The 22,339-nt window shown below is 72.9% G+C and carries 17 protein-coding genes; 6 read left to right on the top strand and 11 right to left on the bottom strand.

Going from position 1 to position 22,339, the window contains the following annotated elements; all coding sequences use genetic code 11:
- Positions 1 to 14: 14 nt before the first annotated feature.
- Both ACFV9H_RS26035 and ACFV9H_RS26030 read right to left on the bottom strand, forming a co-directional pair.
- A complete protein-coding gene (locus tag ACFV9H_RS26035; RefSeq protein WP_385402483.1) occupies positions 15 to 851 on the bottom strand; it encodes a ketose-bisphosphate aldolase in 837 nt (278 codons plus the stop codon).
- The gene (locus ACFV9H_RS26030) at positions 848 to 1,750 is read right to left on the bottom strand and encodes an SIS domain-containing protein (RefSeq protein ID WP_385402481.1); all 903 of its coding nucleotides are present in this window, start codon (positions 1,748 to 1,750) and stop codon (positions 848 to 850) included. Before ACFV9H_RS26030 ends, ACFV9H_RS26035 begins: the two co-directional genes overlap by 4 nt.
- Positions 1,751 to 1,907: 157 nt before the next feature.
- Between ACFV9H_RS26030 and ACFV9H_RS26025 the strand changes: the two genes are divergently transcribed.
- Positions 1,908 to 2,687, top strand: a complete 780-nt coding sequence (locus ACFV9H_RS26025; RefSeq protein WP_385402478.1) for a DeoR/GlpR family DNA-binding transcription regulator — start codon at positions 1,908 to 1,910, stop codon at positions 2,685 to 2,687.
- A 96-nt stretch (positions 2,688 to 2,783) separates the two neighbouring features.
- Here ACFV9H_RS26025 and ACFV9H_RS26020 read toward each other — a convergent pair whose 3' ends face one another.
- Positions 2,784 to 3,401 (bottom strand): TetR family transcriptional regulator, encoded by a 618-nt coding sequence (locus ACFV9H_RS26020; RefSeq protein ID WP_385402475.1) that lies wholly within the window; start codon positions 3,399 to 3,401, stop codon positions 2,784 to 2,786.
- 80 nt (positions 3,402 to 3,481) lie between these two features.
- Here ACFV9H_RS26020 and ACFV9H_RS26015 point away from each other — a divergent pair, with 80 nt between their 5' ends.
- Positions 3,482 to 4,405 carry an oxidoreductase gene (locus tag ACFV9H_RS26015; protein WP_385402473.1) on the top strand — a complete coding sequence of 308 codons (924 nt, stop codon included), beginning with the start codon at positions 3,482 to 3,484 and terminating at the stop codon, positions 4,403 to 4,405.
- 18 nt (positions 4,406 to 4,423) lie between these two features.
- Here the strand turns inward: ACFV9H_RS26015 and ACFV9H_RS26010 are convergent, their stop codons facing one another.
- The 3 genes from ACFV9H_RS26010 to tdh all read right to left on the bottom strand — a co-directional run bounded on the left by ACFV9H_RS26010 (position 4,424) and on the right by tdh (position 7,742).
- Entirely contained in the window at positions 4,424 to 5,347 is a 924-nt protein-coding gene (locus tag ACFV9H_RS26010; RefSeq protein WP_385402470.1) for a LysR substrate-binding domain-containing protein, read from the bottom strand.
- 12 nt (positions 5,348 to 5,359) lie between these two features.
- Complete coding sequence (locus ACFV9H_RS26005) at positions 5,360 to 6,559, bottom strand: glycine C-acetyltransferase (RefSeq protein ID WP_385402468.1); 1,200 nt, start codon at positions 6,557 to 6,559, stop codon at positions 5,360 to 5,362.
- 154 nt (positions 6,560 to 6,713) lie between these two features.
- A complete protein-coding gene (gene tdh / locus ACFV9H_RS26000) occupies positions 6,714 to 7,742 on the bottom strand; it encodes an L-threonine 3-dehydrogenase (protein ID WP_385402465.1) in 1,029 nt (342 codons plus the stop codon).
- A gap of 213 nt (positions 7,743 to 7,955) precedes the next feature.
- On the opposite strand from tdh, the gene ACFV9H_RS25995 reads away from it, so the two are divergent.
- Positions 7,956 to 8,864: an alpha/beta hydrolase fold domain-containing protein gene (locus ACFV9H_RS25995; protein ID WP_385402462.1), complete on the top strand. Its 909-nt coding sequence runs from the start codon at positions 7,956 to 7,958 to the stop codon at positions 8,862 to 8,864.
- A 3-nt stretch (positions 8,865 to 8,867) separates the two neighbouring features.
- Here the strand turns inward: ACFV9H_RS25995 and ACFV9H_RS25990 are convergent, their stop codons facing one another.
- Positions 8,868 to 9,614, bottom strand: a complete 747-nt coding sequence (locus ACFV9H_RS25990) for a class I SAM-dependent methyltransferase (protein ID WP_385402460.1) — start codon at positions 9,612 to 9,614, stop codon at positions 8,868 to 8,870.
- 152 nt (positions 9,615 to 9,766) lie between these two features.
- On the bottom strand, positions 9,767 to 10,696 hold the full coding sequence (locus ACFV9H_RS25985) for a LysR family transcriptional regulator (RefSeq protein WP_385402457.1): 930 nt from the start codon (positions 10,694 to 10,696) through the stop codon (positions 9,767 to 9,769).
- Between the two features lie 209 nt (positions 10,697 to 10,905).
- Here ACFV9H_RS25985 and ACFV9H_RS25980 point away from each other — a divergent pair, with 209 nt between their 5' ends.
- The 3 genes from ACFV9H_RS25980 to ACFV9H_RS25970 all read left to right on the top strand — a co-directional run bounded on the left by ACFV9H_RS25980 (position 10,906) and on the right by ACFV9H_RS25970 (position 16,394).
- Complete coding sequence (locus ACFV9H_RS25980; RefSeq protein WP_385402569.1) at positions 10,906 to 12,330, top strand: MFS transporter; 1,425 nt, start codon at positions 10,906 to 10,908, stop codon at positions 12,328 to 12,330.
- A 4-nt stretch (positions 12,331 to 12,334) separates the two neighbouring features.
- Complete coding sequence (locus ACFV9H_RS25975) at positions 12,335 to 14,467, top strand: SpoIIE family protein phosphatase (protein WP_385402456.1); 2,133 nt, start codon at positions 12,335 to 12,337, stop codon at positions 14,465 to 14,467.
- Positions 14,468 to 14,987: 520 nt separating this feature from the next.
- Positions 14,988 to 16,394: an APC family permease gene (locus tag ACFV9H_RS25970; protein ID WP_385402453.1), complete on the top strand. Its 1,407-nt coding sequence runs from the start codon at positions 14,988 to 14,990 to the stop codon at positions 16,392 to 16,394.
- A 90-nt stretch (positions 16,395 to 16,484) separates the two neighbouring features.
- Here ACFV9H_RS25970 and ACFV9H_RS25965 read toward each other — a convergent pair whose 3' ends face one another.
- The 3 genes from ACFV9H_RS25965 to ACFV9H_RS25955 all read right to left on the bottom strand — a co-directional run bounded on the left by ACFV9H_RS25965 (position 16,485) and on the right by ACFV9H_RS25955 (position 22,036).
- Positions 16,485 to 18,275, bottom strand: a complete 1,791-nt coding sequence (locus tag ACFV9H_RS25965; RefSeq protein WP_385402451.1) for a glycoside hydrolase family 15 protein — start codon at positions 18,273 to 18,275, stop codon at positions 16,485 to 16,487.
- 75 nt (positions 18,276 to 18,350) lie between these two features.
- Positions 18,351 to 19,412 carry a cell division protein ZapE gene (gene zapE, locus ACFV9H_RS25960; protein WP_385402449.1) on the bottom strand — a complete coding sequence of 354 codons (1,062 nt, stop codon included), beginning with the start codon at positions 19,410 to 19,412 and terminating at the stop codon, positions 18,351 to 18,353.
- Positions 19,413 to 19,465: 53 nt separating this feature from the next.
- On the bottom strand, positions 19,466 to 22,036 hold the full coding sequence (locus ACFV9H_RS25955) for a PEP/pyruvate-binding domain-containing protein (RefSeq protein WP_385402446.1): 2,571 nt from the start codon (positions 22,034 to 22,036) through the stop codon (positions 19,466 to 19,468).
- Positions 22,037 to 22,339: the final 303 nt, after the last annotated feature.

Below are 22,339 nucleotides of genomic sequence, written 5' to 3'. Positions count from 1 at the left end.
CCCCCCGCCACCGCTCAGTTCAGGGCGCTGATCATAGCCGCGGCCGTAGCCGTCATCGCCGTGCGGGCGGCCGTCAGGTACGGCCGGGGGTCCGCCGGGGTCAGATGGGCGCGGATGGCTTCGGTCATGGCCACGTTCAGCGCGGTGCCGATGTTGACCTTGCGGATGCCGCCCGCGACGGCGGCCGCGAGTTCGGTGTCCGGCAGTCCCGAGGAGCCGTGCAGGACGAGCGGTACGTCCACGGTCTTCGCCAGCCGGGCGAGCAGCACGTGGTCCAGGGCGGCGGTCCGGGTGGTCATGGCGTGACTGCTGCCGATGGCGACGGCCAGCGCGTCCACCCCGGAGTCGGCCACGAACCGCCGTGCCTCGTCGGGGTCCGTACGTGCGCCGGGCGCGTGCGGGTCCGGCGGGGCGGCGCCGTTCTTGCCGCCCACCTCGCCCAACTCGGCTTCGATCCACAGCCCGTTGGTGTGCGCCCAGTCGGCGGCGGAGCGGGTCGCCTCCAGGTTCTCGGCGTACGGCAGTTGCGCGGCGTCGTACATCACGGAGCTGTAGCCCGCGTCGCAGGCCTGGCGGAGCAGCTCGGAGCTCTTGACGTGGTCGAGGTGCAGGCCGACGGGGACCGTGGCGGCTTCCGCGCAGGCGGCAGCGGCCCGGGAGATGGGGAGCAGTCGTCCGCCGCGGAACTTCACGGCGTTCTCGCTCAGTTGGAGGATGACCGGCAGCCCGGCGGCCTCCGCCCCGGCGACGACGGCCTCGGCGTGCTCCAGGGTGATGATGTTGAAGGCGGCGACGGCGCGGCCGGCGCGGGCCGCGTCCAGGACGAGGGGACCGGCCGGCACGAGGCTCATCGGACCGCCTCCTCGCCGGCGGTGAGGATCACCGAGCGGGTGAGGTGTCGCGGCGCGTCCGGATCGAGCTGCTGGTGCGCGGCGACGGCGAGGGCGAGGCGGTGCACGCGGACCAGTTCGGCGAGCGGGTCGAGCCGCCCCGCCACCCATTGGGAGCCGGTGGCGCGTACCTGTTCGGCGAGCCCGTCGGGGGCTTCGCCGAGCGACCAGGTGACGGTGCCGGGCCCGGAGACGCTGATGGGCCCGTGGCGGTACTCCATGGCCGGATAGGACTCGGCCCAGGACAGCGAGGCCTCGCGCATCTTGAGCGCGGCCTCGTTGGCGAGCCCGACGCTCCAGCCCCGGCCGAGGAAGGTGAACTGCCCCCGGCTCTCCAGCTCGGCGGGGAGCGGCTCGGCGAGGGCGGTGCGGGCGTCGGCGACGACGGAGGCGGTGTGCAGGCCGAGGTGGGCGCGCAAGAGGGTGAGGGCGGTGGTCGCGAAGCGGGTCTGCACGACGGACTGCTCGTCGGCGAAGTCGAGGACGACGACCTCGTCGGCGAGGGTGATCACCGGGGTCACCGGATCCCCGATGACGGCGGTCGTGGGCACGCCCGCCTCCCGCAGTCCGGCCAGCAGGTCCAGCACCTCGGTGGTGGTGCCCGAGCGGGTCAGGGCGAGGACCCGGTCGTAGCGGCGGTGGCGCGGGAACTCCGAGGCGGGGAACGCGTCGGTCTCCCCCTGCCCGGCCTCCTCGCGCAGCACGGCGGCAGCCTGGGCCATGTAGTACGAGGTCCCGCACCCGACGATCGCGATACGGTCGGCGGGCCGCGGCAGCACCGCCCGCCGCGCCGGGGCCAGTTCGGCGGCCCGTTCCCAGCATTCGGGCTGCGTGCTCAACTCGTACGCGACGTGGCTCATGGGGCTCCCTAGCGCCGATGGGTGCGTGTTCTTGCAAGGTAGCGGGGTGTTTCACGCAACTTCAAGCATCATGGGGGTTGATCGCCTGAGTTAATGTCGGCGTGTAGGCCAACGGAGAACATGCCGGAAGGCGACGGAACACCCAAGGGGGCGGCGGATGACCCGCAAGGAGCGCTGGCAGACGCTGCTGGACCTGCTCGTGGAGCGGGGCGAGCTGGAGGTGGAGCCGGCCGCGGAGGCCCTCGGCGTGTCGGCCGCGACCATCCGCCGCGACCTCGACCAGCTCGCCGAGCAGCAGCTCCTGGTCCGCACGCGCGGCGGGGCGGTCCTCCACGGGGTCTCGTACGAACTCCCGCTGCGCTACCGCACGTCGCGGCGCGCCGCCGAAAAGCAGCGCATCAGCGAGGCGGTGGCGGCCCTGATCACGCCGGGCGAGGTGATCGGCCTGACGGGCGGCACCACGACCACCGAGGTGGCCCGCGCCCTGGCCGGACGCCCGGACCTGGCAGCGGGCTCGCCGGCGCTGACCGTGGTCACCAACGCCCTCAACATCGCGGGCGAGCTGGTGATCCGCCCACAGTTCAAGATCGTCCTGACGGGGGGCGTCGCCCGGCCCCAGTCGTACGAGCTCACCGGCCCCCTCGCCGAACAGGTACTGGGCCAACTGGCGGTGGACACCGCGGTGGTCGGCGTGGACGGCTTCGACCCGGCTGACGGCGCGGCCACCCGCCACGAGGACGAGGCGTCGATCAACCGCCTGCTGTGCGAACGGGCCCGCCGGGTGGTGATCGCGGCCGACTCCAGCAAGCTCGGCGTACGGGCGTTCGCCCGCATCTGCGCGACCTCGGCGGTGGACGTCCTGGTCACGGACACGGGCCTGTCGGCGGAGGTCGCGGAGGAGTTCGCGGGGGCGGGGGTCGAGGTGCTGAGGGTGTGACGGGGTGACGGGCCGACGGGGTGAGGGCTCAGGCCGCGGGCACGCCGGACAGGCGGCCGACCACCCCGCGTCACATCCCTACGCGCCGCCCATCGATCAGCGTCCGACGGCCGCCTGCGGCGGGTCCAACGCGGGAGCGATGACGGCGAAGGCCCGGTCGGTCAGCTCGGCGGGGTCCTCGGCGCCGCCGCTGTCGCTCCAGCGGTGCAAGACGGCATCAAAGGCCGTCAGGGCCATTCCGGCGGCCAGGCGTGGATACAGGTCGACGCCGGAGCCCATGCGGGTCGTCAACTCCTGTGCGAGCTCGTCGCGCCACTGCGCCTGACGCTCAAGGAAGCGGGCATGGAGGGCCGGCGTGCCCAGGATCAGCCGAACCACGCGCAGCGCCCGGTCCGAGTGGTCACCGCAGGCGGCGACGGGGATCGAGATGGCATGCCTCAGGGCCTCGGAGGGCGGTTCCTCGACGGGGCGGGCGGCCAGTTCCGCGCGGATCCCGGTGCCCATGTCCGCGAGGAACTGGACGACCACGTCCTCCTTCGACGCGAAGTACCGGAAGAACGTCCTCTTGGACACACCGGCGGCGGCGACGATCTCGTCGACCGTCACCAGGTCGAATCCCTTGACCGCCAGCAGTTGCAGGGCCGCCTCGGTCAGCTCGTCCGAGACGAGCCGGCGCTTGCGCTCGGCCAGGCTGATTTCAGGGCGTGATGTCACCGACCGATGGTAACCCAATGCCTCGCATGACACTGAGGGGCACCTTGACACCAAGTGCCACCAGAGGCAATCTGTGCCACATGCGATGGACTGTGGAGCGGATACCGGACCAGAACAAGCGGGTGTTCGTCGTCACCGGAGCCAACAGCGGGCTCGGTCTGGCGACGACCCGGATGCTCGCCCGTCGGCGTGGGCACGTGATCCTCGCCGTGCGAGACGAGGAGAAGGGACGCCGGGCGGTCGTGGAGATAACCGCCCGTCAGCCGGACGCCGTCCTTGAGGTGCGCAGACTCGACCTGGCCGATCTCGATTCGGTCCGGGCCTTCGCGGACCGGCTGCGTGAGGATCACGCGCGACTGGACGTGCTCGTGAACAACGCAGGTGTGATGGCACCGCCTCGGACACTCAGCGCCCAGGGCCACGAGCTGCAGTTCGCCGCCAACCACCTCGGCCACTTCGCGCTGACCGGACTGCTCCTCGACCTGCTCACCGCCGGCCACGACCCCCGGGTCGTCACGGTGAGTTCGACCAACCACCGACAGGGCCGCATCCACTTCGACGACATCACCGGCGAGCACGGCTACAAGCCGATGGCCTTCTACAACCAGTCGAAGTTCGCCAACGCCGTCTTCGGTCGGGAACTCCACCGTCGGCTGACCGAAGCCGGAAGCCCGGTGCTCAGCGTCCTCGCCCACCCCGGGTACACGGCCACCAACCTGCAGACGAGCTCCCCGAGCGGCCTGACCAAGCTCCTCTTCGGCCGCGTCCTCGCCCCACTCGCCCAGTCCCCGGACCAGGGAGCCCTGCCCCAGCTGTACGCGGCGACCGCACCGGACGTGGCGGGCGGACAGTTCATCGGCCCGGACGGCCTCGCCGAGCTACGCGGCCGGCCCACGACCGTCCGGCTGTCCCCCGCGGCGGCCGACGCCGACACCGGCCGCCGTCTGTGGCAGCTGTCAGAGCAACTGACCGACGTCCACTTCGTGTTCCGCCCCGGCCCATGACGGTGCGCGGACGCCTCCTCAGTGCTCCGGCAGCCGCTCCGACTCCCTCACCAGGGCCGCCAGGACCGGCGCGATCAGAGGGTGGGATTCCGCCCCTCGGCGGGTGGCCGCGAACACGCGGCGGGTGGCGGCGGGGCCCCCGGCCGGAGCCACCGGGCGGACCTGGACCTCCTTGAGGTCCATGCCGCGCAGGGCCGACCGCGGGACCAGGGCGACCCCCGCCCCGGCGCCCACCAGCGCGGTCACCGCGCGGAAGTCGTCGGAGGAGTGCACGAACCGGGGCTGGAAGCCCGCCAGTTCGCACGCCAATAGCGTCACGTCGTGGCACGGATTGCCCGGGTACTGGCCCACCCAGTCCGAGTCGGACAGGTCCGCCAGGGACACGGCCGGGAGATCGGCGAGCGGGTGCCCCGAGGGGAGCACCGCGTCGAAGGGCTCCGCGTACAGCGGGAGCACCGACAGCCGCCCGTCGTCCGCGCCCGGCGCGCCCCGGTACTCGACGGCCAGCGCCACGTCGGCCTCGCCGTCCAGCAGCAACGGCAGGCTCTGGTCGCCCTCCGCGTCCCGCACCCGGAGCCGGATTCCCGGGTGCTCCAGCGCGAGGCGGGCGATGGCGGGGGCGAGCACCTCCGCGATGCCCGTCGCGAAGGCGGCCACCGTGACCTCGCCCGCGGAGCCGCCCGCGTAAGCGGCGAGTTCGGCTTCGGCCCGCTCCAGCTGCGCCAGTACCTCGTGGGCGTGGGCGAGCAGGATCTCGCCGGCCGCCGTGAGCCGTACGCCCCGGCCGCTGCGGGTGAGCAGCGCGTGGCCCGTCTCCTGTTCCAGCGCCGCGAGCTGCTGGGAGACGGCGGAGGGGGTGAGGTACAGGGCTGCGGCCGCGGCGGTCACCGTACGGTGATCCGCCACGGCCCGCAGGATGCGCAGCCGGCGGGGGTCGATCACCCCACCAGTATCTCAGCCCTCCAGCGCCGCCCGGGCCTCCACGAACGCGGCCACCGCGCGCTCCACGTCGGCCGTCGAGTGGGCCGCCGAGAGCTGGACGCGGATGCGGGCCGCCCCCATGGGCACCACCGGGTACGAGAAGCCGATCACGTACACGCCGCGCTCCAGCAGCAGCTCCGCCATCCTGGCCGCCTTCGCCGCGTCGCCGATCATCACGGGGGCGATGGCGTGGTCGCCGGGCAGGATCTCGAAGCCGGCCTCGGTCATCTTCGAGCGGAAGAGGGCGGTGTTGGCGGCCAGCTGCTCGCGCAGGTCGCCCGCCGACTCCAGGAGGTCCAGGACCTTGAGCGAGGCCGCCGCGATGACCGGGGCGAGGGAGTTGGAGAAGAGGTACGGGCGCGAGCGCTGGCGCAGCAGCTCCACGATCTCGGCGCGGGCCGCGACGTAGCCGCCGGAGGCGCCGCCGAGGGCCTTGCCGAGGGTGCCGGTGATGATGTCGACGCGGTCCATGACGCCGTGCAGCTCGGGGGTGCCGCGGCCGCCGGGGCCGACGAAGCCGACGGCGTGCGAGTCGTCGACCATGACCATGGCGTCGTGGCGCTCGGCCAGGTCGCAGATCTCGGCGAGCGGGGCGACGTAGCCGTCCATGGAGAAGACGCCGTCGGTGACGATGAGCTTGCGGCGGGCGCCGCCCTCGGTGGCTTCCTTCAGGCGGGCTTCGAGCTCGGCCATGTCGCGGTTGGCGTAGCGGAAGCGGCGGGCCTTGGAGAGGCGGATGCCGTCGATGATCGAGGCGTGGTTGAGGGCGTCGGAGATGACCGCGTCCTCGGCGCCGAGCAGGGTCTCGAAGACGCCGCCGTTGGCGTCGAAGCAGGAGGAGTAGAGGATCGTGTCCTCCTGACCGAGGAACGAGGACAGTCGCGCCTCCAGCTCCTTGTGCACCTCCTGCGTGCCGCAGATGAAGCGGACGGAGGCCATTCCGTAGCCCCAGCGGTCCAGCGCGTCCTTCGCCGCGGCGACGACCTCGGGGTGGTCGGCCAGGCCGAGGTAGTTGTTGGCGCAGAAGTTGAGCACCTCGCCGGCCTGGCCGCCCGCGGTGACGGCGACGGCGGCGTTCTGCGGGGTGCCGATGACGCGCTCGGGCTTGTGCAGCCCGGCGGCGCGGATCTCGTCGAGGGTGGTGCGGAGGTCGTCGCGGACGGTCTCGAACATGCGGGCTCCTATGCGGCGGAGGGCGGCGAGGGGAGGAGGGGGCCGGGCCCCGCGGAGGGGGGAGGGTTTGCGGGGCCCGGCCGGAGGGAGGTGGTTCGGAGGGACTGGTGGGGCGGTGGGTGCGACGCGGCGGGCGCGGGGCCGCCTCGCCCGGTTACGCCGTCCAGTCCAGGATGATCTTGCCGCTGCGGGCGGTGGACGCCTCGTCGAACGCGGCCTCGAAGTCGCGGTGCGAGTAGCGGCCGGTGACGACCGGGCTGAGGTCGAGACCGCCCTCCAGCAGCACCGTCATCGCGTACCAGGTCTCGAACATCTCGCGGCCGTAGATGCCCTTGATGGTGATCATCGAGGTGACGACCTTCGCCCAGTCCACCGGGAACTCCTGGGCGGGCAGGCCCAGCATGGCGATCCGGCCGCCGTGCGTCATGTTGTCGATCATGTCGCGCATCGCCTCGGCGCGGCCGGACATCTCCAGGCCGATGTCGAAGCCTTCGCGCAGGCCCAGCTGCGCCTGCGCGTCGGCGATGGACCGCTCGGCGACGTTCACCGCGAGCGTGGCGCCCGCCTTGCGGGCGATCTCCAGGCGCTCGGGGCTGACGTCGGTGATGACCACGTTGCGCGCACCGGCGTGCCGGGCCACGGCCGCCGCCATGATCCCGATCGGGCCGGCGCCGGTGATCAGCACGTCCTCGCCGACGAGCGGGAAGGAGAGCGCCGTGTGCACGGCGTTGCCGAAGGGGTCGAAGATCGCCGCCACGTCCAGGTCCACCGCGGTGCGGTGCACCCACACGTTCTGCGCGGGCAGGACCACGTACTCGGCGAAGGCACCGTCACGGCCGACCCCGAGCCCGATGGTGCTGCGGCACAGGTGACGGCGGCCGGCCAGGCAGTTGCGGCACTTGCCGCAGACCAGGTGGCCCTCGCCGCTGACGAGCGCGCCGATCTCGATGTCGCGGACGTCGGCGCCGAGCGCGGCGACCTCGCCGACGAACTCGTGGCCGAGCACGAGCGGAGTCTTGACCGCGCCCTGCGCCCAGCCGTCCCAGGCACGGATGTGCAGGTCGGTTCCGCAGATGCCGGTGCGCAGCACCTTGATCAGCACGTCGCCGGGGCCGTATTCGGGCTCGGGAACGTCCATGAGCCACAGCCCGGGCTCGGCCTTGTGCTTGACGAGTGCCTTCATGGGGGTGGCTCCAGGCATGCGGAAGGGGGCGCCGCGGGCGTGCGGGCCCGGACGGCGTCGGTGACGGCACCAATCTGCCGATCGGCACGGTGATCAGTCCATCGAGACTTTCTTAAGCGGGTCGACAGCGCAGCTTCACGCCTATGCTCCTCAGGTGACGGGGCAGGGTCCCGGGCCGGATGCACGGTTCGGGGAAAAGGGGAGGTGAGGGGCGTGCCGAGTCTGCGCAGCAGGGCGCTGTCGGCGGCGCTGATCGCGGCGGGTCGGCGAAGACGGTTCGCGAGCGCCGAGGCGGTGCGGAGCCAGGTGGCGCAGTCCGCCCGGCGGCCCGCGTCGCATCTGCCGCCGCGCTCGCTGGGCCGGGTCGCCGAGATATCCCGGACCTTCGTCGGGGCCTGGCCGGTGTACGACGTGTCCCCCCTCGGGACCGAGCCGGCGGCGCGGGTGCTGTACGTGCACGGTGGCGGGTACATCAACGAACTGGTCCGCCCGCATTGGGCGTTGATCCGGCACCTGGTCACGCGGGCGCGGGCCCGGGTGGTCGTCCCGGCGTACATCCTGGCCCCGCGCGGAACCGCCGACCGCACGGTCCCGGTCGCCGCCGACCTGCTCAGCGGCCTGATCGAGAGCGGCGGCGCGGGCGGCACGGTGCTCCTCGGGGACTCCGCGGGTGCCGGGCTGGCATTGGCCGCCGCGCAGCGGCTGCGCGACCGGACCGGGGCGCAGCCCTCCCGGATCGTGCTGATCTCGCCCTGGCTGGACGTGACCATGAGCCATCCCGACCAGGCGCTGATCGAGGCGGCCGACCCCATGCTGGCCCGGCCGGGGCTGCGCGAGGCAGGCCGGCTGTACGCCGGCATGCTCGCCGCGGACGATCCTCTGGTGAGCCCGCTGCACGGGTCCTTCGCGGGGCTGGCGCCGTTGACGGTGTTCGCCGGGACCCGGGACGTGCTGGTCACGGACAGCAGGGAGCTGCTGAGCCGGGCCCTGGCGGCCGGGGTGGACGTGGAGTTCCACGAGGAGGCGGGGCTGCCGCACGGGTATCCGCTGATGCCGCTGCCGGAGGGGCGGGCGGCACGGGAGCGGATCGTGGAGCTGATCCGGGCCACGGAGGAGCTGTGACCGTTACGCCGTGCAGGTCATCAGGGAGCTGACCGGCCAGGCCCGGTAGGCCGTCCAGTAGGCCTCGTCGCGTACGGGGTCGGCCGGCGGGGTCCGGGTCGGCTGCCAGCCGACGGTGGTGAAGCCCGCCTCGACGGCTGCTTCGGCGAGGTCGGCGTGGGCCCATTCGCGGTACTCGAAGTGCACCGGGGGTGCCGGGGGCTCGGTGACGAAGTGTGCTTTGAGCAGCGGTGCGTCGCCCTCCCGGAGCCGGTCGAGGATGCGGACCCCGTACGGCGACCAGTCAACGTGCGGGAACGCCCCGGCGTTGGGCACGATGGCGAGGAGCTTGGCGCCGGGGCGCAGGTTGGCGCGGACGGAGCGGAACATCGCGTGCAAGGAGCCGCGGTCGGGTGCCTGGTTGAACAGGTAGACGGCGGTGGCGAGGTCGAAGGGGCCGAGGTCGGGCAGGCCGGCGGCGTCGGCGACGAGGTACTCGATGTCCGCCCGCTCCGGGCCCGTGCCGTGCTCGCGGGCGAGCCTGATCAGCTCCGGCGAGCTGTCCACGCCGACGGTCCGGCGGGCCCCGCCGCCGGCCAGCAGCCGGGTGTTGTCGCCGTGTCCGCAGGCCAGGTCGAGGGTGTCGAGCCCGCGGACCCCGCCGAGCTCGTCGAGGGCGCCGAGGAGGGTGTGGGTGTCCGCCGCGGAGAAGGCGGCCATGCTCCTGGACTCCGCGTAGCGTTCGCCGATGATGTCGTACTGGTACCGCATGCTCTGCCTTCCGGTGGCCCGCCGGGGGTGGGGACGCGTGCGTATCGTGCCCCGTGGCGTGGCCGGAGGCGGTCCGTACGGCTGTGCGTCCCCCGGACGAGGGAAGCGGTCGGCCTATTGCCAGGGGGTGTGGTCGCTGTCGCCCGGGGCTTTCAGCCCCTCGGCAGCAGTTCGCGCGCGCAGGTGCGCAGCCAGGCGTGCCCCGGATCGGCGTCGTGGCGCGGGTGCCAGGCCATGCCGAAGGGCAGCGTCGGCAGGTCGAGGGGGATCTCGAAGACCTCCAGTCCGAGCGCGGTGGCGAGCGGCACGGCCTGGGTGCTGAGCAGGCCGACGAGGTCGCTCTCGCGCAGGACGAAGAGGGAGGTGGGGAAGGTGCCCACCGCGCCCACCACCCGCCGGGACAACCCCTGCTCGGCGAGGGCGGTGTCGACCGGGCCTTCCAGGCGGCCGCGCCTGGAGGCGATCAGGTGGTCGGCGGCGGCGAAGCGGCGCGCGGTGACGCGGCCGCGGAGCAGCGGATGACCGGGGCGTACGACGGCCAGCATCCGCTCGTCGGCGAGGTGCTCGACGCGCACTTCGGGGGTCCGGGTGTCGACGACGCCGAGTTCCAGGTCGGCCACGCCCTCGCGCAGGGCCGGGACGTCCACGTGGCTCTCCGCGAGGAAGCGCAGCCGCACCCCGGGCGCCTCGTCGGTCATCCGGGTGAAGAGGGTGGCTCCGTAGACGGCGGTGAAGGCTTCGTTGGCCAGCACGGTGAAGGTCCGGGTGAGGGTGGGCAGGTCGACCTGGCCGCCGGTGAGGAAGAGGGCGCGGGCCCGTTCCACGACGGCGCGGACCTCGCCCTGGACGGCCAGCGCGTGCGGGGTGGGCACCATGGTCCGGCCGGCCCGGACCAGGACGGGGTCGCCGAGGGCCTTGCGGATGCGGCCGAGGGTGCGGCTCATGGCGGGCTCGGACAGGTGGAGGCGGGCGGCGGCCCGGGACACGCTCGACTCCTCCAAGAGGACGTCGAGGGCGACGAGGAGATTGAGGTCGAGTCCGAGGCCGGAGCCGGGGCCCGATCCGGATTGCGTCACACGCATTCATCCCTTGCACAACTTGCACTGGAACGCAGGTCACTCCAACTCTACGGTGAGGGACGGGAGATGGCCTCGCCTCCCCCATCCGCCCATCCCCCTCATCGCTTTCCCGCCGCCGACTCCTAGGAGGAGCCGTGCTCCGCCCTGCCCCGAACCGGACCGCCCCCAGCGGGCCCGACCCGCACCCGCACGACGCCCCGGACCGGCCCGCCCTGACCCGGCCCGCCCTGTTCGTTCTGTGTGCCTGCGTGCTGGTCGCCCAGGCCATGGTCGCCGCCGTCAACCTGTTGATCCCCCAGCTCGCCGCCTCCACCCTGCGGCCGGACCCCGGCGAGCTGCTGTGGGCCGTCGACGCGTACGTGATCGTCTTCGCCGCGCTGCTGATCCCGGCCGGAGCGCTCGGCGACCGGTACGGCCGCAAGGGCGCCCTGCTGGCCGGACTCGCGCTGTTCGCCGCGGGCGGGGCGGTCAGCGCGCTCGCCCCGGACCCGGCCGTGCTGATCGCCGGGCGCGGGCTGTGCGGGGCCGGGGCGGCGCTGATCATGCCGGCAACGATGTCCGTGCTGGTGCACCTGAGCCCGCCCGAGGCGCGCGGCCAGGCCCTCGCCACGTGGACCCTGGCCGCGGGCCTCGGCGGCCTGGCGGGCAATGTCGGGGGCGGCCTGGCCGGGGAGTTCCTGACCTGGCGGGCCCTGTTCTGGGCGGTCGTCCCGCTCGGTGCGCTCCTCGCGATCGCGGTCGCCCGTACGGTGCCCCGTACGCCGTCCCGGCCCGACGCGGCCGTCGACCCCTTCGGTGCGGCTCTGCTCGCCGGGGCCCTGCTCGCGGTGGTCTACGGGATCATCGAGGGGCCCGCGTACGGCTGGGGCTCCCTGCGGGTGCTTGCCGCCTTCGGCGCCGGCGCCGCACTCCTGGCCGCCTTCACCGGCCATGCGCTGCGCGCGGCCCGACCCCTGCTGGACCCGCGGATCTTCGCCTCGCGCGGGCTGCGCGCCGGGACGCTCGGGATCGGCGCCGCCTTCTTCGGGCTCTTCTCCCTCTTCTTCGTCAACGCCCAGTACCTCCAGTACGCGAAGGGCTTCTCCCCGGTGCAGGCCGGATTCGCGATCGTTCCGCTGACCGTCGGCATGGCCCTGGTGCCCAGGTTCGGCGCCCGGCTGGGGGAGCGCACCGGGCCGCGGCTGCCGGTCGGCGCAGGGCTCGGGCTGATCGGGGCGGGGCTGCTGCTGGTCTCCACCGCCGACGCGGGCACCCCGTACGCCCTGTACGCGCTCTACCTGCTGGTGCTGTCGGTCGGCACCGGGCTGTGCGCGCCCTCCCTGACCCTGACGGTGGTGGCGGAGCTGCCCGCGCACCAGGCCGGGCTCGGATCCGGCCTGAACACGGCGGCCCGCGAGATCGGCGCGGCCCTCGGGGTGGCGGTGGTCGGCACCGTGCTGGCGTCCCGTTTCCACGGCGACCCGACGGATCCGGCGCGGATCGGCGCCTTCACCGACGCGATGGGGTCGGCACTGCGCACCGTGGCCGTGGTGCTGCTGGTGGTCTCCGCGCTGGTGGTGGCCGGATACCGGGGCTCCGGGGGTGGGCGGCGGGACGCCCGCCGGGGTGCGGCGGCGGCGGCCGAGGGCGCATCCTGACGGTGTGACGGCGAGAGGGGACAGCTCCGGACCGGCCCCCGACGCCACGGCCCAGGCGCTCACGCGTGCCACGGCGAGTGCCGTGGAGGCCGTCGGCGGGTACGCAGGCGGGGTCTACCTACGCTCGCGCACCGAGGAACTGTTGCTGGCGACACTCCTCGGACTGCCGGGACCGCTGTTCAAGGCCTGGTGGCGAATGCAGGTGAACCGCCCCTACCCGGTGGCGGAGGCGTACCGCTCCGGGCAGGCCGTGCACCTGCCGGACGCCGAGGCGGCCATGCGGCGCTTCCCGCAGCTGATGGCCGGGCTGCCCTTCCCCTTCGGCTCGCTGTTCGAGCCGGTCACCGCCGGGTCGGAGCGGTTCGGGGTGCTGATGGTGCTGCGCCCGGCCACCCCCGGGGTCCCGGTCGGGACTGCCGACCGGGAGCGGATGCGCGAGGCCGCGGCCGCCCTGGCCCGGGAGCTCGCGGCCCTGACGGCGGCCGGGGCGCCGGTGCTCTGGGAGGGGGACCCGGTATACGTGCCGCCGCCGGAACCGGCCGGAGGTGTCCGGGCCGCCGTGGATCGGCTCGCGCAGGCGGTGCTCTCCGTGGACCGGCAGGGCAGGATCCGCTTCGCGAACGCGGCCGCCGCGACGCTGCTCGGTATCGGCGAGGCCCGGCTGCTGGGGCAGGTGCTGTGGGAGGCGGCGCCCTGGCTCGGCAACCGCGCCCACGAGGACCACTTCCGGGCCGTCTTCCTCTCCGGCGTGGCGGCGCACTTCCCGGTCCGGCGCGGCCGGCACCGGCCCCGTGAGTGGCTGTCGGTGGACCTGTATCCCGGTTCCGACGGGCTGACCGTGCTGATCGGCTCCGCCGAGCAGCCCGAATACGCTCCGGAGTCCGTCGCCCAGCCGGGTACGGGACTCGGCTCGGTGGCCGACCGGGCCTCGGCCCTGTACCGGCCGGTGGCCCTCGCGATCGCGCTGACGGAGGCGGTGACGGCCCGCCAGGTGTCTGCGGTGGTCACCGAGGAGCTGCTGCCGGCCTTCGGCGGCCGCCAGCTGGCGATCTACATGCTCGACGAGCGGCACCTGTACCTCGCCTGGGAGACGGGGTTCCCGCGGGGCTTCCTCGACAAGTTCGACGGTGTCTCGCTCGACACGGAGCTGCCCGGCGTGCAGACCCTGACCTCGGGTCGGCCGCTGTTCTTCGAGTCGATGGAGAAGCTGGCCGCCGCCTACCCGGGGATCTCGCTGGACGCGCACGTCGGCGCCCGCGCCTTCCTGCCCCTGATCGCCTCCGGCAGGCCCGTGGGCTCCTGCATCCTCGGCTTCGACGCTCCGCGCGGCTTCAGCCCGGAGGAGCGTACGGTGCTGACCGCGCTGGCCGGGCTGATCGCGCAGGCCCTGGAGCGGGCGAAGCGGTACGACAACGAGGCGGCGCGCGCCCGGGGACTCCAATCGGCCCTGCTGCCGCACCGGCTGCCGGTGCGCGAGCACGTGGACACGGTGGCCCGCTACCTCCCGGGCACGGTCGGCATGGACGTCGGCGGCGACTGGTACGACGTCATCGAGACCGACGACGGGCTGCTGGCGCTGATCATCGGGGACGTCCAGGGCCACGGTGTGGCCGCCGCGGCGACCATGGGTCAACTGCGCAGCGCAGTAAGGGCCTTCGCGCTCAGCGGCAGCACCCCTCAGGAGGTGATGAGCGGCACCAACCGGCTGCTCATCGACCTGGACCCGGGCCAGTTCGCCAGCTGCTGCTACGTGTTGTTCGACCCGGTGTCGGGCGACGCGCGGGCCGTGCGGGCCGGGCACCCCCAGCCGTTGCTGCGCCACGCCGACGGCCGGACCGAGGTGCTCGACCTGGCGGGCGGGGTGGTGCTCGGCATCGACCCGGAGGCCACGTACCCGGTCACCGAACTGCGCCTCCCGCCGGGCTCGGTGTTCGCCCTGTACACGGACGGCCTGGTGGAGAAGCCCGGCACCGACATCGACGTCGGCGTGGAGCGGCTGCGCGCGGCGCTGGCCTCGGCCCGGCCGGCCCCGTTGACCGAGACCGCCGACCGGCTGATCGCGGAGGCGGGCGGGTCCACCGACCGGCCGGACGACATCGCCCTGTTGCTGGCGTCCCGCACGGGCGGGGACCCGTAGCAGTCGGGCGGCCTTGCCCGCTGTGGCACGGGCGTACGCGTCGCCGGCGAGCAGCGCGTCCGCGACCAGCGGGGCCGGCCTGTCGGGCGCCCTGCCGTGGTTCGGTCGACCCGGCCCCGCTCGCCGTCGCGGGCGGCACCCCGGACGGCGGCATCGGCACGAGCACGCCGACGGCACGTCGGCGGACTCCGGGCCCCGGATGGTGCCGGACACCCCCGATCAGGCGGGGTGGCCGGCATCCGGGACGGCGTCCGGCAAAGCGGAGGGAAATTCTTCGGCGGGTGAGCTGCGGTTCTCGTACCTGCCGCTCAGGCAGTCTTAACACCATCTTTACGCCGGAGTCGGTGCCCGGCGGGCCCCGAGACGATGGAATCCGCAGGCGAACAACTCTTGACCTGCGGATCTCGTGGGGATTGCATGTCGGCCCGGGAGCCACGGAACCACTTGCTCACCACCGCCTCGGAGGCGATACCGCTCCCGCGCTCATTTCCCCGCATCTGCCGATCGGAACACCGCACAGATGACTGACACGATCAGCGCACCACAGGCCCCCTCCCCCGCCACCGGGCCCGCCCCCCAGAAGCTCAAGCGTTCCATCGGCGTCGTCGGCGGCACCCTGCTGACGCTCTCGTGCGTGACGCCCGCCTCGACCCTCTTCGTCGTCGTGCCCGACCTGTTCGCCGGTCTCGGCACCTGGACGGCCCTGACCATCGCGATCGGCTCGCTGCTCTGCATCGGCGTCGCGTTCTGCTACTCCGAGCTCGGGACGCTCATCCCCAGCGCCGGCGGCGAGTACGCGATGGTCTCCACCCTGGCCGGCCGGCTCGCCGGATGGCTGGTGTTCGTGCTGTCCCTGCTGGTCGTGATGATCGTGCCGCCCGTGATCGCCATGGGCACGGCCGACTACCTCGCCCCGGTCGTCGACATCCCGGCGCCGGTCGCCGGTGGCGCCGTGATGCTGCTGGCCACCCTCGCCGGACTCCTCGACCTGCGGGCCAACGCCTGGATCACCGGTGTCTTCCTGGTGCTCGAAGTGATCGCCGCGGCGCTCGTCGCCGTGCTGGGCTTCGCGCACAGCGAGCGCGGCGCCGACGCGCTCGTGCACGGCACGGTCGTGGCCGAGGGCGGCGGCACCTCCACGGTCACCGCGATGATGGTCGTCTCCGGGCTCGCCATCGCCCTGTTCGTCACCCAGGGGTTCTCGACGGCCGTCTACCTCTCGGAGGAGCTGGAGAACCCGAAGCGCAACGTGGCGCGCACCGTGCTCCTCACGCTCGCCATCTCCACCGCCGTCATCCTGGTCCCGGTCATCGCCATCACCATGGGCGCCCCGGACCTGGAGGCGCTGGTCGCCGGTGACCTCGGCGGGATGGTGACCGCCTGGTCCAACTCCGCCGTCGGCACCTTCGTCAGCCTCTGCGTGGCCCTCGCCATCGTCAACGCGGGCATCGTCATGGTCATCCAGAACTCCCGCGTGCTGTTCGCCTCCGCCCGTGACCGTGCCTGGCCTATGCCGGTGAACGACGCACTGTCCAAGCTGGGCCGCTTCGGCTCCCCGTGGGTGGCCACCCTGATCGTCGGTGTCCCGGGTGCGGCGCTGTGCTTCGTCAACCTCGACACCCTGTACGGGGTCACCGGCGTCTCCGTGACCGGCATGTACCTGCTCGTCGCGATCGCCGCCCTGTTCAGCCGGCGCGGGACGCACGGCCAGGCGGCCGCCTGGCGGATGCCGCTGTGGCCGGCCGTACCGGTCGTGCTGATCGCCGTGTTCGCGTACATCCTGACCCAGCAGGAGACCCAGTACCTGCTGTGGACCGGCGGGATCACCGCCGTGGCCACGCTGTACTGGGCGCTGTACCTGCGCCCGCGTCAGGAAACCCGCTGGCTGGTCAGCATCCCGGAGGACGGTCAGGGCTCGGCCGACTAGTGCGGGCCGCCTGACCACCGTGGCCGCGCGTCCTCCTCCCCGAAGGAGGGTGCGCGGCCTCCGTGCGCGTGGAGCACGGCGAGCGGTCGCTCAGCCGGCGCCGCCCAGCGTGAGCGCGGTGTTCACCAGTCCGACGTGACTGAACGCCTGTGGGTAGTTGCCCAGTTGGCGTCCGGCGACGGGGTCGTACTCCTCGGCGAGCAGGCCCACGTCGTTGCGTACCGCCAGCAGTCGTTCGAACAGGGCCCGGGCCTCCTTCTCCCGACCCGTCATGTGCAGGGCGTCGGCCAGCCAGAACGAGCAGGCCAGAAAGGCCCCTTCGCCGCCGGGCAGTCCGTCGACGTTCGGGCCTTCGGTGCTGTAGCGGCGGACCAGCCCGCTGCTGCCGAGCTCCGCGCGCACGGCGTCCACCGTGCCGACGACGCGCGGATCGTCGGGCGGCAGGAAGCCGACCCTGGGGATGAGCAGGGTCGCCGCGTCGAGTTCGCTCGAACCGTAGTACTGGGTGAAGGTGCCGCGCTCGGCGTCGTATCCGTGCTCGCAGACGTCCTGGTGCACCGCTTTGCGCATGGCACGCCAGCGCTTCACGTCACCGTCGAGCGAGGGGTCCCCCTCCAGGGTCTTCACGGCCCGGTCGGCGGCGACCCAGGCCATCACCTTGGAGTGCACGAAGTGGCGGCGCGGTCCGCGCACCTCCCACAGCCCTTCGTCGGGTCGGTGCCAGTTGCGTTCGAGGAAGTCGAGGAGTGCGAGCTGGATGCGCCAGGCGTGGTGCTCGGAGGGCAGTCCGGAGGACCTGGCCAGGTGCAGGGAGTCGATGACCTCCCCGTAGACGTCCAGCTGGAGCTGCTCGACGGCCGCGTTTCCGACGCGGACGGGCACGGAGTCGGCGTAGCCCCGCAGCCACGGCAGCTCGCTCTCGGGGATTCGGCGCTCGCCTCCGAGTCCGTACATGATCTGGAGGTCGGCGGGATCGCCCGCGACCGCGCGCAGCAGCCACGCGCGCCAGGCGCGGGCCTCGTCGAGGAAACCGGTGGCGATGAGCGAGTCGAGGGTGAGGGTGGAGTCCCGCAGCCAGCAGAAGCGGTAGTCCCAGTTGCGGACCCCGCCGATCTCCTCGGGCAGGGAGGTCGTGGCCGCGGCGGCGATGCCGCCGGTCGGGGCGTAGGTGAGGGCCTTGAGGGTGATCAGGGAACGGGTGACCGCTTCCCGGTAGGGGCCCTCGTAACGGCACTGGGAGGTCCACTCCCGCCAGTCGGCGAGGCTCTGCTCCAGGGAGGCGAACGGGTCGAGGGGCTCGGGGCGCGGCTGGTGCGAGGGATGCCAGGTGAGCACGAAGGCGACGCGCTGTCCGGCGGCGATGGGGAACTGGGAGCGGGTGCTGTTCTCCTCGCCCCAGGTGCGGACCGGGGGTTCGCTGCGGAACCAGGCGGAGTCCGGCCCTGCGACGGCGACGCGGTCGCCGTCGCCGTCGCTGCGGCGGACCCAGGGCACGATGTGGCCGTAGTCGAACCGCAGGCGCAGGGTGCTGCCCATCCTGACCCGGCCGGAGATCCCCTCGACGATGCGGATCACATCGGGGGCGACGTCGCGCTGCGGCATGAAGTCGATGACCTTGACGGTGCCGGTGTCCGTCTCCCAGTACGACTCCAGGATCAGCGAGCCGTCCACGTAGGCCCTGCGGGTGCACCGCTCGCCCTGGACGGCGGCGAGGGGGGCGATGCGCCAGTGGCCGTTGTCCTCGTCGCCGAGGAGTTTGGCGAAGCAGGCGGCGGAGTCGAAGCGCGGCAGGCACAGCCAGTCGATGGACCCGTCGCGACCGACCAGTGCGCTGGTCATCAGGTCGCCGATGAGTGCGTAGTCTTCGATGGGTTGTGTCATTTGTGCGCTCTTCCCCCAAATGCCCAGGGTCAATCAGGACGGACCCCGATCGGAGCGTGCCCGGGCGGCCGGGGCTCAGTTCGCACGCCGGAGCATCGCGAGCCGGCTCGCCGTGCGGTCCAGGTCGCGGGTCGGGGTTTGGCCGCCGGGGAGGGAGGTCAGCGGGTCGGAGCCGATGAGGACCAGCCTGACGTCCCGGTCACAGGCGACGTCCACGAGGTTCGCGAACCGCTGACGTCCATCCGTGGAGGCCTCGGCCAGCGGGGGTACGCCGTCCAGGACCAGGGTGGCGAACCGTTCGGCGAGGGCCAGGTAGTCGGGCACCGCCGTCGCGGTCTCGCACAGCTCGTCGAAGCCGAACCACACGAGTTCGCCGCGCACCGCGCGAGCCGGCAGCATCCGCAGGTGGGCCTGGACGGTGGTGGACTCCGCGGGCGCCGGGACGGTGAGGCCCAGCGCCTCGAGAGCGGTGTCCCCCGGGGGTAGGCACAGGCCCGTCGCGAACCGGCGGCCGCCGGCCTCCGTCCGAGGCGCCGCGAGTCTGCGGAAGTCCACCGGACCGGTGACGTCAAGGACGTCCATCCGCTCCTCTATGAGCTTGATGGTCGGCTCGAACAAGTGGTGGTAGAGCGGGTCCGGCATCAGTCCGGCGGGCGGGTAGTTGGAGGTGGTGACCAGGGTGATGCGGCGGTCCAGCAGCGTGCGGAAGAGGCGCGCGATCAGCATCGCGTCACCCGCGTCGTGTGCGTGGAACTCGTCGAAGACCAGGACCCGGCTGTCCCCGATCAGCTCGTCGAGAGCGCTGTCGACAGCGCTCTGCCCGTCGTGGCGGGCGCCCGGCCTGGTCACTCCGTCGTGCAGCCGCCGGAAGAAGTCGTGGAAGTGCAGCCGGCGTTTGCGCCCGGCCGGCAGCCCTTCGTAGAAGGTGTCCACGAGCCAGCTCTTCCCCCGGCCCACCGGGCCCCAGACGTACAGGTCGCGGGGCGGCCTGGGGAACGTCCAGGCCGGCCTGGCGAGTTCGGCCGCCAGGCGGGCCAATCGCTCGACGGCGGCCTCCTGTGCCGGGGCGACTGAGAATCCGCTTCGCGCCGCGGCCTGGTGGAAATGGCGGCGCATGGCCTGGTCGTGCTTGGGCACCGGGCAGCTCATCCGTTCGTACGCTGGGTTTCGTCAGGGCATCGGCCGAAGGGTCAGGCGGGTTCGGGGGCCGCGGCCGCCGGCTCCAGGACGTCCACCGTCCCGCGGCCGCCGTCCACCCGGATCCTGTCCCCCGTCCGGATCCGCGTCGTGGCGTTGCCGCATCCGACCACCGCCGGAATGCCGAGCTCCCGCGCCACGATCGAGGCGTGCGAGAGGTTCGCGCCGACGTCCGTCACGATCGCCGCGATCCGCGTGAACAGCGGCGTCCATCCGATGTTCGTCACCGTGGTCACCAGGATCTCGCCCGGCCGGATGGCCTCGCCCTCCTCCACGGTGGCGACGACCCGGGCGATGCCCTCCACCACGCCGGCGGACGCGGGCGAGCCCGCGACCGTGTCCGCGGCCGGTGTCGTGTCCTTCGCGTCGAACAGGTCGGCCCGCCGGTTCGGGTCGGCAGCCCAGGTCGCCGGGTCGAACTCGCCCCGGATCAGGGTCGGGTAGGTGGGGAGCGCGCGGTAGCCCTCGTACGCGGCACGGCGGGCCGGCACCGCGGCGAGCGGGGCCCGGTCGCCGCCGAGCACGGCGAGGATCTCCTCGCGGGACAGGAAGAACAGCTCCTCCCCCGCCCCGCTGACCTCACCGGCACGCAGGACGAAGGTGCGCAGCAGCCAGAACACCCGGGCGACCTCGGTACGGGCGGCCTCCCGCAGGCGTGCCGAGGCCGCCCAGGTGTCCACCGCGGCGCGTATCCCCGTCACCCGCCGGGGGTGTTCGGCGGCCAGGCGGTCCCATGCCGCCGCGCGAGCGGTGGTCTGCCGTGCGATCCGTAGTGCCGCGTCCTCCTCGACCGTGCCGAGTGCGGCGAGCTGCCGGTCGATCCACTGCGGGTCCTCGGCGGGCCGCGGGAGCGACACCTCGAACTCGTGCGGGCCGCGGTGGCCGTACGTACGGGTGTAGGTGTCGCGGTCGGTCTCGCCGCGGGCGAGTCGTTCCAGGCCGAGCAGCGGTCCCATGCTGGCCAGTTGGCCGTCGTCGCCGAGGCCGGTGGTCATCAGGTCGGCGTCCTCTTCGCCCACCAGGGACTCCAGGGTGCCGCGTACCTTGACGAGGGAGTCGCCGCCTTGGCGGGTGGCGGCCTGGAGCATGTGGCAGCAGCGACGGAAGTACGGCGCCACCTCCGCCTCCCACAGGGCCGACAGGTCCCCCGCGGTCGCCGCGGCGGCGACGCGGGTCCGCAGTTCCTCGCAGCGAGCGGGCGCCTCCTCCAGGAACGCCGGCAGCTGCTTTCCGTTCGCGCGAATGCGGTTCATCACCGCGAACGCCTCGCCGATGGTGTCCCGCCAGACCCGCAGCCTGGATGCGGGCAGCAACGGAATGGCCATGCCGTCCGGAAGGCGCCCGAACACCAGCTCGTTGGCCCGGGCGAACTTCCGGCCCTGCCCGAACGCGGCCGCGAGGGTGGCCGTGACGCTGAGGTTCATGTAGAAGCGGCCGCCGATGTTCCCGTACATCGGGCGTCCTTCCAGGCTGGCCCCGACCATGACGTCGCCCATGAACGCCTTGACGAACGACCAGGTCGCGGGCGTCATCACGTCCGGGACGGCCTCGCCCAGGTTGGCGCTCGTCCACAGGGAGTCGGTGCCGGTGCTGTCGTTCCACACCTCGGGCCGGGGCGCCGCGACGGTGGTGATCGGGCGGGCCTGGAGGATGCGGAAGGAGCCCGCCTCGCGCGCCCACTCGACGTCGCGCGGCTCCCCGTACAGCTCCTCGATCGCGAGTCCGAGCCGGGCCAGTTCACCGGCCTCCGCGGAGCTGAGGACCGGGGCTTCGCGCAGGTCCGCGGGGACCGGCTGCTCCGTGGTGCCGGCGGCGGTCGGTACGGTCATCACCTCCTTCGCGGCGATGCGTTCCTCCACCACGGCCAGGTTCGCCCGGTCGACGATCAGGGTGTCCGGGGTGACCAGCCCGCTGACGACGGCTTCGCCCAGTCCCCAGGCCGCGTTGACCACGAGCCGGTCTGCACGCCCGCCGAGCGGGTCGACGGTGAACATCACCCCGGCGGCATCCGCGGCCACCAGCTCCTGCACCACCACGGCGAGCGAGACGTCCTCGTGCGCGATGCCCGCCCTGGCGCGGTACGCGAGGGCGCGGTCGGTCCACAGGGATGCCCAGCACCGTCGGACGGCTGCCAGCAGGGCGCTCTCGCCGGTGATGTTCAGGTACGTGTCCTGCTGGCCGGCGAAGGACAGGTCGGGCAGGTCCTCCGCCGTGGCCGACGACCGTACGGCGACCGTGCGCGCGCCGTCGCCGAGTTCCGCGTACGCCTTCGAGATGGCCTGCTCCAGGTCGGAAGGCAACGGCCCGTCCTCGAAGAACGCCCGGATGCGGGCGCCCGCGCCCGCGTCCGGATCGTCATCCGATCCGGACGCGGCGGTGAGCTCCGCACGGATGCGATCGGCCACGCCGGTCGAGGTGACGAACTCCTGGTACGCGGCGGTCGTCACATGGAAACCGCCCGGTACCGGCAGCCCTGCGCGCGCGAGCTCGGAGAGGGCCGCTCCCTTGCCGCCCGCCGTTTCCAGTGTCGCGGTCGCAGCGTCCAACGACAGCACATAGCCCATGCTCTGATCCCCCAACTCGGCTTCCGAGAAAGGACCATGATCGCATCGGGGCCGGCCGCACGAACAGGCCTGTTCGCTGAGCACGCAACGACGGGGCCGTGGGCGACGGTCCGGTCAGCGGACGCATACCGGGATGATCCGTGCACACGGCATCGACTCGGAAGCCGAATCTGAATCGGCTTCGACGTCGGGACCGGCCGCACTAGGCCCTGTCGTCAAATTCCCGTCTGCCCCGCGACGTCTGGCACGCACTCTCGCCGCACCGGGCGAAAGCCCAAGTACGTCCAGTACGAGGGCTTCCGC

It is taken from the genome of Streptomyces sp. NPDC059874, from assembly GCF_042731135.1.
In the GTDB taxonomy this organism is placed as follows: domain Bacteria; phylum Actinomycetota; class Actinomycetes; order Streptomycetales; family Streptomycetaceae; genus Streptomyces.
This window is presented reverse-complemented; position numbering and strand designations above follow the sequence as displayed.

Excerpts from the sequence above, each read along its gene's own strand:
- ACFV9H_RS26030 (WP_385402481.1), bottom strand. The coding sequence starts at position 1,750 with ATGAGCCACGTCGCGTACGAGTTGAGCACGCAGCCCGAATGCTGGGAA.
- ACFV9H_RS26005 (WP_385402468.1), bottom strand. The coding sequence starts at position 6,559 with ATGTTCGAGACCGTCCGCGACGACCTCCGCACCACCCTCGACGAGATC.
- ACFV9H_RS25970 (WP_385402453.1), top strand. The coding sequence starts at position 14,988 with ATGACTGACACGATCAGCGCACCACAGGCCCCCTCCCCCGCCACCGGG.
- ACFV9H_RS26015 (WP_385402473.1), top strand. The coding sequence starts at position 3,482 with ATGCGATGGACTGTGGAGCGGATACCGGACCAGAACAAGCGGGTGTTC.
- ACFV9H_RS25985 (WP_385402457.1), bottom strand. The coding sequence starts at position 10,696 with ATGCGTGTGACGCAATCCGGATCGGGCCCCGGCTCCGGCCTCGGACTC.
- tdh (WP_385402465.1), bottom strand. The coding sequence starts at position 7,742 with ATGAAGGCACTCGTCAAGCACAAGGCCGAGCCCGGGCTGTGGCTCATG.
- ACFV9H_RS25955 (WP_385402446.1), bottom strand. The coding sequence starts at position 22,036 with ATGGGCTATGTGCTGTCGTTGGACGCTGCGACCGCGACACTGGAAACG.
- ACFV9H_RS26035 (WP_385402483.1), bottom strand. The coding sequence starts at position 851 with ATGAGCCTCGTGCCGGCCGGTCCCCTCGTCCTGGACGCGGCCCGCGCC.
- ACFV9H_RS26025 (WP_385402478.1), top strand. The coding sequence starts at position 1,908 with ATGACCCGCAAGGAGCGCTGGCAGACGCTGCTGGACCTGCTCGTGGAG.
- ACFV9H_RS25965 (WP_385402451.1), bottom strand. The coding sequence starts at position 18,275 with ATGACACAACCCATCGAAGACTACGCACTCATCGGCGACCTGATGACC.
- ACFV9H_RS25990 (WP_385402460.1), bottom strand. The coding sequence starts at position 9,614 with ATGCGGTACCAGTACGACATCATCGGCGAACGCTACGCGGAGTCCAGG.